The sequence below is a fragment of the Serratia sarumanii genome, from assembly GCF_029962605.1.
In the GTDB taxonomy this organism is placed as follows: domain Bacteria; phylum Pseudomonadota; class Gammaproteobacteria; order Enterobacterales; family Enterobacteriaceae; genus Serratia; species Serratia sarumanii.
Genome location: NZ_CP124750.1, coordinates 4,947,439 through 4,961,459, shown reverse-complemented (window position 1 = coordinate 4,961,459; position 14,021 = coordinate 4,947,439). Strand labels below are relative to the sequence as shown.

Genomic DNA, 14,021 nt, shown 5'->3' with positions numbered 1-14,021 from the left:
TTTTCCGGCTCACGTTTCAATTAAGCGATAAAGGATCGCAGCGTGTCGTCGAATTCAACTTTGAACTGAGCATAGTTAAAATGTTCCGCAGGATAGCGCTGCGCATTTCGGCTCAGAGTCTGGTAGGTTTCTCGCTCCAGCAATTTCTCAACGGCATCCGCACAATCGATATGCGACAGCAGCTTGGGCGCGACCAGGCTGTCGGTCAACGGATCGTAGACCTCATGCGGGAAGTCGACCTCGATATCGGTGAGCTGCCGGTGTTGTTCGATGGTGACCGACGGCGTCAGGCCAATGCCGCAGACCCCGTCTTTCACCGCTTCCGGCTGGCCGTCAACCTGCGGGAAGATGACCGGCACGCCGAAATAGAGCGATTCCATGCAGGACAAGCCGAACGGCTCGGTGATCGGCGTGCTCATGTAGATGTGCGTGCGATTGAAGAAGCCGGCGACGTCATCCTGATAACCGCTGAAGGTGACGCGATCGCCGAGCTGTAGCCGGGCCGCCAGCGCCTCGAACGCCGCGCGATCCGGCCCTTTGCCGGCCACTTCCAGCGTGACGTCATGCCCGCGCCGCAGCAGTTCCTGCATCATCAATAATGACACGCTGATGCCTTTCAGGCTGACCAGGCGTGAGGCAGTGCCGATCCTGACCGGCTGCGACAGGGTTTTCGGCGCAGTATCGATCCCCGCCGGTGTTTTGATGCGGTTGATCACCACGTGATTTGGGCAAGGCAGATTAAAGCGCAGCTCCATCACCCGCTTCGACGCGTGTGAGGCGGAAATGACGCCGCCCAGCATGGCGAAGAAACGCAGCGTCTTTTTATTCTTGGGGTAACGCCAGGAGCAGCCGTGATCGTAGTAAACCAGCTTGCCGCGCTTGGGTTTGGCCGCCAGCCCCGGCACCAGGTCCCAGACGATCACCACGTCGGCGTTCGCCCGCTCGATTTTCCACTTCAGCAAAAATTTGCGCAGGAACTGCGGGCAGCGCAACGGCAGCGCATTGATCAGGCGGTTGGCGAAGGTGACGGGCTGATGCGCAGGCAACTGGCGGCGGATTTCTTCGCCAATGTCGCCGCTGATGCACAAGACCTTGTTGCTGCCGTCGGTGGTATCGTTGATGTACTGCAGGAACAGGCGTTCGACGCCGCCCATTTTACCCAGGTTGATAATGTGCAGTTTTTTCATGCTATAACCTTTTGCAACGCCTGCCATGCCGTATCGGCGTCGATTGTCGCCATGCTTTTTTCCGGCGAAATCAACGAGTGCTGATTTTGCCCGTAGCCGCCGATCAGGCCGGGATCGGTCGGCCCGAACAGCGTGATGTTCGGTTTGTCGAGCGCGGCGGTCAAATGGCTGAGCCCGGTGTCGACCGAGACCACGCCCTTGGCGCCGGCCAGCACCTCGGCCACCTGCTGCAGGCTGAGCTTCGGCAGCACTTCGACATGTGAAAAACCTTCCGCCAAGCGCAGCGCGCGCTGATGTTCATGCTCTGCACCCCACGGCAGTTTGATCTTCAACCCGCTGTCCGCCGTCAGCGCGATCAGCTCGCGCCAGTTTTGCTCCGGCCAGTGCTTGTCGTCACGCGTCGTCGCGTGCAAAAACACCAAATACCGCCCGGCATCGGCCGGCGGGCTGCTGAGAAAGCGCGCGGCGATGGCGTAATCGCCGTAGCTGCCCGGTTTATCGTAGCCAAGGCTTTTGGCGAACAGTTCGCGCGTGCGTTCCACCGCGTGCTGCTGCTTGTCTATCTCATGGCGCACGTTGTAGAACCAGCTGGCGAACGGCTCGCGCGCGCTCTTGCAGTCCAGGCCATGTTTATTGCCTTTGGCGATGCGCGTGATCAGCGCGGCGCTTTTGATCAGGCCCTGCGCGTCGATCACTACGTCATAACGGCGTTCTTGCAGCGCGCGCTTGAAGTCGCAGCGCTGTTGCCGGGTGTCGTTGCCGAACCAGTTCTTGCGCCAGCGGCGAATGGCCACCGGGATCACGCGATCCACCGCCGGGTGCCAGGTCGGGATTTGGCTGAAACCTTCTTCCACCACCCAGTCGAAGCGGATATCGGGAATGGCCTGCAGCGCGTCGGTCAGGGCGGGCAGCGTATGCAGTACGTCCCCCATTGAGGAGGTTTTTACGATTAACACCTGCATGACTATTCCTCGCTGGCGACAAGTAGCGGCGTCAGCGCATCCAATACTTGCTGCGGCTGAATATCGATCAAACTTTGGTGGTATCCCTGCTCGGCATCGCCCTTGCGCACCTTGTGGTAGCCGCTGATCAGGCGAATTACCCGCGCCTTGTCGGAGAGCGGCGGCGTGAAGTCGGGGCTGCTTGGGCCGTACAAGGCTATCAGCGGTTTGTTCAACGCTGCGGCAACGTGCATTAAACCGGAGTCGTTGCTGACCACCGCCCGGCAGGCCGCGATCAGGATCACCGCCTGCTCCAGCTGGGTTTTTCCGGCCAGGTTAAGGCAGAAATCGCGGGCGTCTTCCTGCAGCGCGGCGCGGATCTGTTCGCCGGCCTCGTGATCTTTCGCCGAGCCGAACAGCGCGATCTGATAGCCGTTCTCGATCAGCCGCTGAGCCAGCGTCGCGTAGTGATAGTGCGGCCAGCGTTTGGCGGGGCCGAACTCCGCGCCCGGGCAGAAGCCGACGATCGGCCGGCTGTCGGTCAGGTTGAAGGCTGCGGTGGTGTCGGCGATCTCTTCGTCGCTCACCTGCAGCTGTGGCCACAGCAGCGGCTGCGGCAGATCGTCGGCGCGCTGAATGCGGCCTTTGTCATAGGCCAGCGCCACGTAGCGTTGCACCATCAGCGGGAAGGCCGCCTTGTCGAGCACGCGGACGTCGTTCAGCAGGCCGTAACGCATTTCGCCCCGCCAGCCGGTGCGCTGCGGGATATCGGCGAAGAAGGGCACCAGCGCGGATTTGAACGAGTTGGGTAGAACGTAAGCGCGATCGTAACGGTTGGCGCGCAGGGCGCGCCCCAGGCGGCGGCGCTCGCCGAGCCCCAGCGCGCCGTGGCCCAGCGGCATCGCCAGCGCCTGATTGACTTCCGGCATGCGCGCCAGCAGCGGGCGGCACCAGGCCGGCGCCATCACATCGATCTCCGCCGACGGGTATTCGGCCTTCAGGGTGCGATAGAGACTTTGCGACATCATCATGTCGCCAACCCAAGAAGGGCCGATAACCAGTATTTTCATACCCAGCGTTAATTCCTTCAGCTTATGCGGTGCGGTTCAACCAGGCCATGTACTCTTTCACGCCTTCGGCGACCGTTTTAAACGGTGCATCGTAGCCGGCGGCGCGCAGTTTGGTCAGATCGGCCTGGGTGTACGCCTGATAGCGGCCCTTCAGCTTTTCCGGGAACTCGATGTATTCCACCGCGCCCTTCTGGTGGAAGTCCACCACCGCGTCAGCCACCGCCTGGAAGGTTTCCGCCCGGCCGGTACCGCAGTTGAAGATGCCGGATTTGCCGGTCTCCCAGAACCACAGGTTAACCGCCGCCACGTCGCCGACGTAGATGAAGTCACGCTTGAAGTTTTCGCTGCCGGCGAACAGTTTCGGGTTTTCGCCGCGGTTGATCTGGGTATTCAGGTGGAAGGCGACGCTGGCCATGCTGCCTTTGTGGCCTTCGCGCGGGCCGTAAACGTTGAAGTAGCGGAAGCCGCAGATCTGCGAGTCCGCTTCCGGCAGGATCTCGCGCACGTACTGATCGAACAGGAATTTGGAGTAGCCGTACACGTTGAGCGGCGCTTCATACTCACGCTCTTCGATGAACTCTTCGCGGCCGCCGTAAGTGGCGGCGGAGGAGGCGTACAGGAACGGGATTTCGCGATCCAGGCAGTAGTGCAGCAGGTCTTTGGAGTACTGATAGTTATTGTCCATCATGTACTTGCCGTCCCACTCGGTGGTCGCGGAGCAGGCGCCTTCGTGGAAGACCGCTTCGATATCGCCCAGATCGTCACCGGCCACGATGCTGGCGATAAAGTCTTCTTTATCGATATAGTCGGCGATGTCCAGATCGACCAGGTTGACGAACTTGGTGCCGTCTTTCAGGTTATCCACCACCAGGATATCGCGATATCCCTTGTCGTTCAGTGCCTTAATGATGTTGCTGCCGATCATGCCGGCGCCGCCTGTGACGATAATCATTGGGTTACCCCTGCTAAGCTGCCTGGCGGGGCACAATGCCCCACGCTCAATGGCGGTTATAATAGCATTTCATGCCGCGGCAAACAGCGGAAGGGCTCCGAATATCCCGCATTGCCATTGAAGTCCGCTTTTTGCCGTGATATCTGCTGCAATTTTAATATTCTCTCCCGCGCATTCTCGTCAGTTTGGTTACAAATCAGTAAAATATGCCGCAAATAGCCCAATCCTGGAGATAACCGAATGTCAGCGTCTTTTTATCAGCAGTTGGAACAACAGCTTGCCGCCACTCGCAGTGAAGGGCTGTTCAAGGAAGAACGCATCATCACCTCCGCGCAACAGGCGGATATCGCCGTCGCCGACGGCAGCCATGTGATCAACTTCTGCGCCAATAACTACCTGGGCCTGGCCAACCATCCGGCGCTGATCGCCGCCGCCAAGTCGGGCATGGACAGCCACGGTTTCGGCATGGCGTCGGTGCGCTTCATCTGCGGCACCCAGGACAGCCACAAGCAGTTGGAACAGAAACTGGCGGCCTTCTTGGGCATGGAAGACGCGATCCTGTACTCCTCCTGCTTCGACGCCAACGGCGGGCTGTTCGAAACCCTGCTCGGCCCGGAAGACGCCATTATCTCCGATGCGCTGAACCACGCGTCGATCATCGACGGCGTGCGCCTGTGCAAGGCCAAGCGCTATCGCTACGCCAATAACGACATGGCCGAGCTGGCCGCGCAGCTGAAGCAGGCCAAAGCCGACGGCGCGCGCCACATCCTGATCGCCACCGACGGCGTCTTCTCGATGGACGGCGTGATCGCCAACCTGAAAGGGGTGTGCGATCTGGCGGACGAGTACCAGGCGCTGGTGATGGTGGATGACTCCCACGCGGTGGGCTTTGTCGGCGCCAACGGGCGCGGCACCCATGAATACTGCGAAGTGATGGGCCGCGTCGATATCATCACCGGTACGTTAGGCAAAGCGCTGGGCGGCGCGTCCGGCGGCTACACCGCCGCCAGGAAAGAAGTGGTGGAGTGGCTGCGCCAGCGTTCGCGCCCGTACCTGTTCTCCAACTCGCTGGCGCCGGCGATCGTCGCCGCGTCGATCAAAGTGCTGGAACTGCTGGAAGAGGGCGATGCCCTGCGCGATCGCCTGTGGGCCAACGCGCGTCTGTTCCGCGAAAAAATGACCGCCGCCGGCTTCACGTTGGCCGGCGCCGATCATGCCATCATCCCGGTCATGCTGGGTGAGGCGAAGCTGGCGCAGGAATTCGCCAATGCGTTGCTCAAGGAAGGCATCTATGTGACCGGTTTCTTCTATCCGGTGGTGCCGAAAGGCCAGGCGCGCATCCGTACCCAGATGTCTGCCGACCACACCCCGGAGCAAATCGAACGCGCAGTGGCGGCGTTTACACGTATCGGTAAGGATCTTGGCGTTATTGCATAAGGTAAAACCATGAAAGCACTGTCAAAACTGAAAGCGGAAGAAGGGATTTGGATGACCGACGTGCCTCAGCCGGAGCTGGGCCACAATGACATCATGATCAAAATCCGCAAAACCGCGATCTGCGGCACCGATGTGCATATCTACAACTGGGACGAGTGGTCGCAAAAAACCATTCCGGTTCCGATGGTGGTCGGCCATGAATACGTCGGCGAAGTGGTGGCGATCGGTCAGGAAGTCAAAGGCTTCAGCATCGGCGATCGCGTGTCCGGCGAAGGCCACATCACCTGCGGCCATTGCCGCAACTGCCGCGGCGGCCGCACGCACCTGTGCCGCAATACCGTCGGCGTGGGCGTGAACCGTCCGGGCAGCTTTGCGGAATACCTGGTGATCCCGGCGTTCAACGCCTTCAAGATCCCGGATAACATCTCCGACGAACTGGCTTCGATCTTCGATCCGTTCGGCAACGCGGTGCACACCGCGCTGTCGTTCGATCTGGTCGGGGAAGACGTGCTGGTGTCCGGCGCCGGCCCGATCGGCATCATGGCGGCGGCGGTGTGCAAACACGTCGGCGCTCGCCATGTGGTGATCACCGACGTTAACGAATACCGCCTGGAACTGGCGCGCAAGATGGGCGTGACCCGCGCGGTGAACGTCAGCAAGGAAAACCTCAGCGACGTGATGGCCGAGCTGGGCATGACCGAAGGGTTCGACGTCGGTCTGGAAATGTCCGGCGCGCCGCCGGCGTTCCGCACGCTGCTCAATGCGATGAACCACGGCGGGCGCATCGCCATGCTGGGCATTCCGCCTTCGGACATGTCGATCGACTGGAACCAGGTCATCTTCAAAGGGCTGTTTATCAAAGGGATTTACGGCCGCGAAATGTTCGAAACCTGGTACAAGATGGCGGCGCTGATCCAGTCCGGTCTGGATTTGAGCCCGATCATCACCCACCGTTTCTCGATCGACGAGTTCCAGCAGGGCTTCGACGCCATGCGCTCCGGCAAGTCGGGTAAAGTGGTGCTGAGCTGGGATTAATCTCGGCTGATGTGAAAAGGGCCGGAATTCCGGCCCTTTTTTTACGCTTGCGGTTTGGCTTGCGTCCAGTGCTGCCAATGACGCTTGATGAAGGTCACCGGCGGCGAGGTGGCGATGCTGTCGGCGATGACGCCCAGCGCGGTGCCGGCGTTGGTTTTTTCCTTCGGCGGTTTGACCTTGCACTGCTTGATGCCGCCGCTGAACGGGTTCTTCGGCTGCGGTTTTTGCGGTTTGACCGGCGGTGGGACGTAGCCGCCGCCGTTGCCCTGCGGTTCGTTCAGCAGCGCGCTCGGCTTGACCAGCACGATATCGGCGGGCAGCGACGGCAGCATCTGCTGCAGCACCTTCACCGTCGCCGGGCGCGGGTGGCCGATGGCAATGGCGGAGCCGTTGCGCCGCGCCAATTCGACCGCGCGGTTGAACTGGCGGCGGATGTCGGCTTCGTTCGCGGTATCGTCGAGGAACACCTTGCGTTTGATCACCTTCACGCCGGTGCCGGCCGCGGCGCGGGTCGCCTGGCTGCTGCCGATGGTCATGCTGTCGAGGAAATACAGTCGGTAGCTTTCGAGCGCCTGCATCACTTTCTGCATGCCCGGCAGGCTGGAGGTCATGGCGCTGCCCATGTGGTTGTTCATGCCGACCGCGTAGGGCACGTTATTCACCGCGTTGCGGATGATGCGCTGGATCTCGTCGCTGCTCATGGAAGGCTGCAGGGTATCGCGCTCCAGCGGCTGCTTGCTGAGCGGCGCCATCGGCATGTGGATCAAGACTTCGCGGCCCTGGCTGTGGGCGCGGGTGGCCATCAGGCGGGCATGCGGCGCGTTGGGCAACACCGCGACCGAGATCGCCGTCGGCATTTGCAGCACCGCGTTTTCTTCGTGAGGGCGGTAGCCCACGTCATCGATGACGATGGAGAGTTTTCCTGCCTGCGCAGCGTAAACCTGCAGCAGACAGCCTATTAACAGAGCTGTACGGGTTTTGACATAGCGCAAATCTATCTTCCCAACCACGGCAGTGGGTTAACCGCCTGTCCCTGACGACGGATTTCGAAATAGAGCGACGGCGTTCCCTGGCCGCCGCTGGTGCCGACCAGAGCGATCGGCTGGCCGGCGCGCACCTGCGCCCCGACGTTGACCAACGCGCTCTGGTTGTAGCCGTACACGCTCATGTCGCCTTTACCGTGTTCGACCACCACCATCAGGCCATAGCCTTGCAGCCAGTCGGCCAGCAGCACGCGGCCATCGGCGACGGCTTTCACTTCGCTGCCTTCGCGGGCTTCGATCACCATGCCTTTCCAGCGTAGCTCGCCCTGCTGCTGTTCGCCAAAGCCGTGCAGCGTGCGCCCGCGCACCGGCCACATCAGCTGGCCGGCCGGACGACCGAGGCCGCCGGTTCGCGCCATCAGCGAGCGATCGGCTTCGCTAGGTTTGTAGGTGGTGCCGGTTTTCTTCGCCTGCTGCTCCTTGATGCGCACCTGTTCGCGCACCTTGGCCGCTTCACGCGCTTCGCGTTCGGCGCGCGCACGGGCTTCGCGCTCCGCCCGGGCGATCTTGTCGCGCATGCGGGCTTCGTTCTGGCGCAGTTCCACCAGGCGTTGTTGGTCTTTTTCCAGCGAGGCTTCCAGCGCGGTCAGCGTTTTCTTGCGGGCGCCGCGCGCCTGCTCCAGCTTCTGCTGCTGCGTCTGTTGCTCGCCCAGTAAGGATTTTTGCTGGCCCTGTTTGGCCACCAGCGTGGTTTTTTGCTTCGCCAGCTCGGCGCGGGTCTGCTTCAGCTCTTCGATGGTTTTCTGACGCGCTTCGTTCAGATAGCCGAAATAGGCCAGAATACGTTCGCTGCGCTGACTTTCTTCACCGCTGAGGATCAGCTGCACGGCGCTGTGCTGCCCTTGCCGGAAGGCGGCGTCGAGCTGTTTGGCGAGGAGATTTTGTTGGGTTGATTGCTGCTTTTGCAGTTTGGCTATTGAGGCGTTCAGGCCGGCAATGTCCTTGCCCAACTGGGTGAGCGTGCTCTGGGTGTCGCGCAGCTGGCGGCTGGCCTGGGCGATGGTTTTTTCCTGCTGACGCAGCTGATCCTGCAGCGAGCTGCGCTGCTGTTGCTGCTGCTTCACCGCCTTTTCTTTCTCGGCGATGCTCTGCTGGATGTCTTTCAGCTGGGATTTATTGTCCTCCGCCGCCTGGCCGGCGAGCGGCAACAGCAAGACGCCAGCGCAAAATACGCTGGCGCACATGGCGGTGAACGTCCTTGGCGCGGTGCGTTCAGGCAGCGGCCGGCTGCCTGCGTTTGCGCTTCGGGTTACCCTTGATAGTGCAAAAAACGCCTTCTCCCTCATGGAGAAGGATTATTCCACGATGAACAGCGGCTTACCAGTCATCTCTTGCGGGATTTCCATTCCCATCAGCGTTAACAGGGTTGGCGCGATGTCCGAAAGCTTGCCGCCTTCGACCGCCCGCGCCGGTTTACCGACGTAAATCAGCGGCACCGGCAGGCTGGTGTGGGCGGTGTGCGCCTGGCCGGTGGCCGGATCGCGCATCTGCTCGGCGTTGCCGTGATCGGCGGTGATCAGCAGCTGACCGTCGACGTCGCGCACCGCATCAACCACCTGGGCGATGCAGGCGTCCAGCGTTTCCACCGCTTTGACCGCCGCTTCATACACGCCGGTATGCCCCACCATGTCGCCGTTCGGGTAGTTGCAGATAATGGCGTCGTATTTGCCGCTGCGGATGGCGCTCAGCAGCTTGTCGGTCAGCTCGGCGGCGCTCATCTCCGGCTGCAGATCGTAGGTGGCGACCTTCGGCGAGTTGACCAGCACGCGGTCTTCGCCCTTGAACGGCGCTTCCACGCCGCCGTTATAGAAGAAGGTGACGTGGGCGTATTTTTCGGTTTCCGAGATGCGCAGTTGGGTTTTGTCGTGCTTCATCAGCCATTCGCCGAAGGTGTTGGCCAGCGACGCCGGCGGATAGGCGCAGGCGGTCGCGATATCGGCGGCGTATTCGGTCAGCATCACGAAATCGCCGAACTGCACCTGTTTGGCGCGCGGGAAACCGTCGAAATCCGCGTTCACGAAGGCGCGGGTGATCTGGCGCGCGCGGTCGGCGCGGAAGTTCATGAAGATCAACGCGTCGCCGTCCTGCATCGCGGCATCGGCCTCACCGGTGGCGCGGATCACGGTCGGTCTGACGAACTCGTCGTTTTCACCGCGCTGATAAGCGGCCTGCAGCCCGGCGATCGCATCCTCGGCCACGGCGTCGCCTTTGGCCGCGGTCAGCAGGTCATAGGCCAGCTGCACGCGATCCCAGCGGTTGTCGCGGTCCATCGCGTAGTAGCGGCCGATCAGCGAGGCGATGCGCCCGACGCCCAATGCGGCGAAGGCGTCGCGGCAGCGTTGCAGCGGGGCTTCGGCGCTGCGCGGCGGCGTGTCGCGCCCATCGAGGAAGGCGTGCAGATAAACCGCTTTGGCGCCGCGTTGGGCGGCCAGCTTGAGCATGGCCAGAATGTGCTCGTCGTGGCTGTGCACGCCGCCCGGCGACAGCAGGCCCATGATGTGCACCGCCTTGCCGGCCGCTACGGTCTTATCGACCGCGGCGGTCAGCACCGGGTTGGCGAAGAAGTCGCCGTCGGCGATCGCTTTGTCCAGCCGGGTCAGATCCTGGTACACGATGCGCCCGGCGCCCAGGTTGACGTGGCCGACTTCGGAGTTGCCCATTTGCCCATCGGGCAGGCCGACATCCAGCCCGGAGGCGGCGATCAGCGTATGCGGCTGCTCCCGCCACAGGCGATCCATCACCGGAGTGCCGGCGTTCAGGATCGCGTTGTCCTGCCGCTCTTCACGGTGGCCGTAACCGTCCAGGATCACCAGAACCATCGGTTTTTTGTTGCTCGACATTGCATTGACCTCTTATGAACTTTTTAAGCTGCGAATAGCCATGCGCCCGCCGCAAGCATGGCTATTCACCCTCGAAAAACCGGCTGATTTTACATCGCCGCCGGCGATAAATAGCCCAAAGAGATCAAGGTTGCGGCGAATCGCGCGGGCTTTTATGCTCTGACGTCGGGAATTTCTCAGCGCAGCCCGCAGTTTCTGCAATCGCGCTTGCTTATTGGCTGTATTTGCCGCACTCGGCAGGTATACTCTGGAACCTTGACTTATTTATCCCTTAACTGACGGGAGTTGTTACACCCCATGCTGCAAGAAATTATGCCATTCGTAAGCAGACACCCTATTCTGAGCCTGGCTTGGATCGCTCTGCTGGTCGCCGTGATCGTCATGACCTTCAAAAGCCGTTTCTCCAAGGTCAAAGAGATCGCCCGCGGTGAAGCTATTCGTCTGATCAACAAAGAAGAAGCCGTGGTGGTCGACACCCGCAGCCGCGACGATTTTCGCCGTGGTCACCTGGCCAACGCCATCAACCTGACCGCCAGCGAAATCAAAAGCGGCAGCCTGGGCGAGCTGGAAAAACACAAAGCGCAGCCGATCATCGTCGTGTGCGCCAACGGCACCGCCTCCCGCGAGCCGGCGGAGAACCTGAGCAAGGCCGGTTTTGAAAAGGTGACTATGCTGAAAGACGGCATTTCCGGCTGGAGTGGAGAAAACCTGCCGCTGGTGCGCGGTAAGTAACCGTTTAACCTATTTGAGGTGGCAATCCATGGCTAACATTGATATCTACACCAAAGCGACCTGTCCGTTCTGCCATCGCGCCAAGGCGCTGTTGAACAGCAAGGGCGCGGCGTTTAACGAGATCGCCATCGACGGCGATAACGCCAAGCGCGAAGTGATGATCGAGCGCAGCGGGCGCACCACCGTGCCGCAGATTTTCATCGATGGCCGGCATATCGGCGGCTGCGATGATTTATATGAACTCGATGCTCGCGGCGGCCTGGATCCACTGCTTTAAGCAGCTTGCCGGTTCACCGAGTGTCAATAAGGACGTTTAACCAAGGGTATTACTCACATGTCAGAACAAAACAGCACCGAAATGGCTTTCCAGATCCAACGTATTTATACCAAGGACATCTCTTTCGAAGCGCCGAATGCGCCGCAGGTTTTCCAGCAGGAATGGCAGCCGGAAGTTAAACTTGATCTGGATACCGCGTCCAGCCAGCTGGCTGACGAAGTGTATGAAGTGGTACTGCGCGTAACCGTGACGGCGACCCTGGGCGAAGAGACCGCGTTCCTGTGCGAAGTGCAACAGGCGGGCATCTTCTCGGTAGCAGGCATCGAAGGCACGCAGCTGGCGCATTGCCTGGGCGCATACTGCCCGAACATCCTGTTCCCGTATGCGCGCGAGTGCATCACCAGCCTGGTTTCCCGCGGTACGTTCCCGCAGCTGAACCTGGCACCGGTCAACTTTGACGCGCTGTTCATGAACTATCTGCAGCAGCAGGCGGAAGGCGAAGGTGCCGCACCACATCAGGATGCCTGATGAACACCGTCAATGCTTCAATGACTGTCATCGGTGCCGGCTCGTACGGCACCGCATTGGCCATTACGCTGGCGCGTAACGGCCACACCGTGGTGCTGTGGGGGCATAACCCCGCGCAAGTTCAAACGTTGCAGCAAGATCGCTGCAATCAGGCGTTTCTGCCCGACGTTCCCTTCCCCGATACCCTGCTGCTTGAAGCCGATTTGGCGCGGGCGCTGGCGGCCAGCCGCGACGTGCTGGTGGTGGTGCCGAGCCACGTGTTCGGTGACGTGCTGCGCCAGCTGAAGCCGCATCTGCGCCCGGACGCCCGCATCGTGTGGGCCACCAAGGGGCTGGAAGCGGAAACCGGCCGGTTGCTGCAGGACGTGGCGCGTGAGGCGCTGGGCGAGGCGATCCCGCTGGCGGTGCTCTCCGGGCCGACGTTCGCCAAAGAGCTGGCCGCCGGCCTGCCGACGGCGATCGCGCTGGCGGCGACCGATGCGCAGTTCGCCGACGATCTGCAACAGCTGTTGCACTGCGGCAAGAGCTTCCGCGTCTACAGCAATCCCGATTTCATCGGCGTGCAGCTTGGCGGCGCGGTGAAGAACGTGATCGCCATCGGCGCCGGCATGTCCGACGGCATCGGTTTTGGCGCCAACGCCCGCACCGCGTTGATTACACGCGGGCTGGCGGAAATGAGCCGTCTGGGTTCTGCGCTGGGCGCCGATCCTTCGACGTTCATGGGCATGGCGGGGCTGGGGGATCTGGTGCTAACCTGCACGGACAACCAATCGCGCAACCGCCGCTTCGGTATTATGCTGGGGCAGGGCAAAGGCGTGCAGGAAGCGCAGGACAGCATCGGTCAGGTGGTCGAGGGCTATCGCAATACCAAAGAGGTGTTGGCGCTGGCGCAGCGGCACGGTGTGGAAATGCCGATCACCGAACAGATTTATCAGGTGCTTTACTGCCATAAAGACGCCCGCGAAGCGGCGCTGAGCCTGCTGGGGCGAGCCCGAAAGGACGAAAAACCCAGCGCGTGACATAAAACGATATGTCGGGGCAGCATGCTGACCCCGCTAATGACCTGGGCCGCTTCGCGCTACCGTGTGAAGCGGCCCGTTTGGCAAGGCAGAGGGGAATGTGATGTCGTCAGAAGAGTTGGAACAGGTCTGGAACAGCATTAAATCAGAAGCGCGAGCACTGGCTGATTGTGAACCGATGCTGGCCAGCTTTTTCCATGCGACGTTGCTCAAGCACGAGAACCTGGGCAGCGCGCTCAGCTATATGCTGGCCAACAAGCTGGCGACGCCGATCATGCCCGCCATCGCGGTGCGCGAGGTGGTGGAAGAGGCCTACAAGTCCGACAACCAGATGATCGTGTCGGCGGCGCGCGATATCCTCGCGGTACGGCTGCGCGACCCGGCGGTCGATAAATACTCCACGCCGCTGCTTTACCTGAAAGGGTTCCATGCGCTGCAGGCTTACCGCATCGGTCACTGGCTGTGGCAGCAAGGGCGGCAAGCGCTGGCTATCTACCTGCAAAATCAAATTTCCGTCGCCTTCGGCGTGGACATCCACCCGGCGGCGACCATCGGCTGCGGCATCATGCTCGACCACGCCACCGGCATCGTGATCGGTGAGACGGCGGTGGTGGAGAACAATGTCTCTATCCTGCAGTCGGTCACCCTGGGCGGTACCGGTAAAACCAGCGGCGACCGTCACCCGAAAATCCGCGAAGGGGTGATGATTGGCGCCGGCGCCAAAATTCTCGGCAATATCGAAGTGGGCAAGGGCGCGAAGATCGGCGCGGGCTCGGTGGTCTTGCAGGCGATACCGCCGCACACCACCGCCGCCGGCGTGCCGGCGCGCATCGTCGGGCGGCCGGAGAGCGATACGCCGTCGATGGATATGGACCAATACTTTAACGGCACCAATCACGGCTTCGAGTACGGCGACGGCATTTGAGCGCCGTCTTTGCAGCCATTCAGGGGGAGCTTCGG

The 14,021-nt window shown here is 61.3% G+C and carries 14 protein-coding genes; 7 read left to right on the top strand and 7 right to left on the bottom strand.

What is annotated here, in order from left to right:
• Window positions 1–20 precede the first annotated feature (20 nt).
• The 4 genes from SSARUM_RS23440 to rfaD are packed head-to-tail and all read right to left on the bottom strand — an operon-like array spanning window position 21 to window position 4,150.
• Window positions 21–1,187, bottom strand: a complete 1,167-nt coding sequence (locus SSARUM_RS23440) for a glycosyltransferase (protein ID WP_060431277.1) — start codon at window positions 1,185–1,187, stop codon at window positions 21–23.
• On the bottom strand, window positions 1,184–2,149 hold the full coding sequence (gene rfaC / locus SSARUM_RS23435; protein ID WP_033636464.1) for a lipopolysaccharide heptosyltransferase RfaC: 966 nt from the start codon (window positions 2,147–2,149) through the stop codon (window positions 1,184–1,186). Before rfaC ends, SSARUM_RS23440 begins: the two co-directional genes overlap by 4 nt.
• 2 nt (window positions 2,150–2,151) lie before the next feature.
• Entirely contained in the window at window positions 2,152–3,198 is a 1,047-nt protein-coding gene (rfaF, locus tag SSARUM_RS23430; protein WP_033649730.1) for an ADP-heptose--LPS heptosyltransferase RfaF, read from the bottom strand.
• Window positions 3,199–3,220: 22 nt separating this feature from the next.
• On the bottom strand, window positions 3,221–4,150 hold the full coding sequence (gene rfaD / locus SSARUM_RS23425) for an ADP-glyceromanno-heptose 6-epimerase (protein ID WP_016929696.1): 930 nt from the start codon (window positions 4,148–4,150) through the stop codon (window positions 3,221–3,223).
• 240 nt (window positions 4,151–4,390) lie between these two features.
• On the opposite strand from rfaD, the gene kbl reads away from it, so the two are divergent.
• Both kbl and tdh read left to right on the top strand, forming a co-directional pair.
• Window positions 4,391–5,587 (top strand): glycine C-acetyltransferase, encoded by a 1,197-nt coding sequence (kbl, locus tag SSARUM_RS23420; protein ID WP_033636462.1) that lies wholly within the window; start codon window positions 4,391–4,393, stop codon window positions 5,585–5,587.
• A 9-nt stretch (window positions 5,588–5,596) separates the two neighbouring features.
• A complete protein-coding gene (gene tdh, locus SSARUM_RS23415; RefSeq protein WP_033649729.1) occupies window positions 5,597–6,622 on the top strand; it encodes an L-threonine 3-dehydrogenase in 1,026 nt (341 codons plus the stop codon).
• Window positions 6,623–6,663: 41 nt separating this feature from the next.
• On the opposite strand, the gene SSARUM_RS23410 is transcribed toward tdh, so the two are convergent.
• Genes SSARUM_RS23410 through gpmM form a run of 3 tightly spaced genes read right to left on the bottom strand, consistent with a single transcriptional unit; the run spans window position 6,664 to window position 10,505 of the window.
• The gene (locus tag SSARUM_RS23410; protein WP_047570032.1) at window positions 6,664–7,614 is read right to left on the bottom strand and encodes a divergent polysaccharide deacetylase family protein; all 951 of its coding nucleotides are present in this window, start codon (window positions 7,612–7,614) and stop codon (window positions 6,664–6,666) included.
• 2 nt (window positions 7,615–7,616) lie between these two features.
• Window positions 7,617–8,951, bottom strand: a complete 1,335-nt coding sequence (envC, locus tag SSARUM_RS23405) for a murein hydrolase activator EnvC (protein ID WP_033649727.1) — start codon at window positions 8,949–8,951, stop codon at window positions 7,617–7,619.
• A gap of 9 nt (window positions 8,952–8,960) precedes the next feature.
• Window positions 8,961–10,505, bottom strand: a complete 1,545-nt coding sequence (gene gpmM, locus SSARUM_RS23400; protein WP_049212142.1) for a 2,3-bisphosphoglycerate-independent phosphoglycerate mutase — start codon at window positions 10,503–10,505, stop codon at window positions 8,961–8,963.
• Window positions 10,506–10,802: 297 nt separating this feature from the next.
• On the opposite strand from gpmM, the gene SSARUM_RS23395 reads away from it, so the two are divergent.
• The 5 genes from SSARUM_RS23395 to cysE all read left to right on the top strand — a co-directional run bounded on the left by SSARUM_RS23395 (window position 10,803) and on the right by cysE (window position 13,986).
• Window positions 10,803–11,237, top strand: coding sequence for a rhodanese-like domain-containing protein (locus SSARUM_RS23395; protein ID WP_033649725.1), 435 nt, complete (start codon window positions 10,803–10,805; stop codon window positions 11,235–11,237).
• A 28-nt stretch (window positions 11,238–11,265) separates the two neighbouring features.
• Complete coding sequence (grxC, locus tag SSARUM_RS23390; RefSeq protein WP_004931142.1) at window positions 11,266–11,514, top strand: glutaredoxin 3; 249 nt, start codon at window positions 11,266–11,268, stop codon at window positions 11,512–11,514.
• A gap of 57 nt (window positions 11,515–11,571) precedes the next feature.
• Window positions 11,572–12,042: a protein-export chaperone SecB gene (gene secB, locus SSARUM_RS23385; protein WP_004931139.1), complete on the top strand. Its 471-nt coding sequence runs from the start codon at window positions 11,572–11,574 to the stop codon at window positions 12,040–12,042.
• Window positions 12,042–13,061, top strand: a complete 1,020-nt coding sequence (gpsA, locus tag SSARUM_RS23380) for an NAD(P)H-dependent glycerol-3-phosphate dehydrogenase (RefSeq protein ID WP_033636456.1) — start codon at window positions 12,042–12,044, stop codon at window positions 13,059–13,061. Before secB ends, gpsA begins: the two co-directional genes overlap by 1 nt.
• A gap of 103 nt (window positions 13,062–13,164) precedes the next feature.
• Window positions 13,165–13,986: a serine O-acetyltransferase gene (gene cysE, locus SSARUM_RS23375; RefSeq protein ID WP_004931135.1), complete on the top strand. Its 822-nt coding sequence runs from the start codon at window positions 13,165–13,167 to the stop codon at window positions 13,984–13,986.
• The last annotated feature ends 35 nt before the right edge of the window (window positions 13,987–14,021 follow it).

What these genes read in the sequence shown, in the direction of transcription:
- SSARUM_RS23440 (WP_060431277.1), bottom strand. Translation starts at nt 1,187, where the DNA reads ATGAAAAAACTGCACATTATCAACCTGGGTAAAATGGGCGGCGTCGAA.
- rfaC (WP_033636464.1), bottom strand. Translation starts at nt 2,149, where the DNA reads ATGCAGGTGTTAATCGTAAAAACCTCCTCAATGGGGGACGTACTGCAT.
- rfaF (WP_033649730.1), bottom strand. Translation starts at nt 3,198, where the DNA reads ATGAAAATACTGGTTATCGGCCCTTCTTGGGTTGGCGACATGATGATG.
- rfaD (WP_016929696.1), bottom strand. Translation starts at nt 4,150, where the DNA reads ATGATTATCGTCACAGGCGGCGCCGGCATGATCGGCAGCAACATCATT.
- kbl (WP_033636462.1), top strand. Translation starts at nt 4,391, where the DNA reads ATGTCAGCGTCTTTTTATCAGCAGTTGGAACAACAGCTTGCCGCCACT.
- tdh (WP_033649729.1), top strand. Translation starts at nt 5,597, where the DNA reads ATGAAAGCACTGTCAAAACTGAAAGCGGAAGAAGGGATTTGGATGACC.
- envC (WP_033649727.1), bottom strand. Translation starts at nt 8,951, where the DNA reads ATGAGGGAGAAGGCGTTTTTTGCACTATCAAGGGTAACCCGAAGCGCA.
- gpmM (WP_049212142.1), bottom strand. Translation starts at nt 10,505, where the DNA reads ATGTCGAGCAACAAAAAACCGATGGTTCTGGTGATCCTGGACGGTTAC.
- SSARUM_RS23395 (WP_033649725.1), top strand. Translation starts at nt 10,803, where the DNA reads ATGCTGCAAGAAATTATGCCATTCGTAAGCAGACACCCTATTCTGAGC.
- grxC (WP_004931142.1), top strand. Translation starts at nt 11,266, where the DNA reads ATGGCTAACATTGATATCTACACCAAAGCGACCTGTCCGTTCTGCCAT.
- secB (WP_004931139.1), top strand. Translation starts at nt 11,572, where the DNA reads ATGTCAGAACAAAACAGCACCGAAATGGCTTTCCAGATCCAACGTATT.
- gpsA (WP_033636456.1), top strand. Translation starts at nt 12,042, where the DNA reads ATGAACACCGTCAATGCTTCAATGACTGTCATCGGTGCCGGCTCGTAC.
- cysE (WP_004931135.1), top strand. Translation starts at nt 13,165, where the DNA reads ATGTCGTCAGAAGAGTTGGAACAGGTCTGGAACAGCATTAAATCAGAA.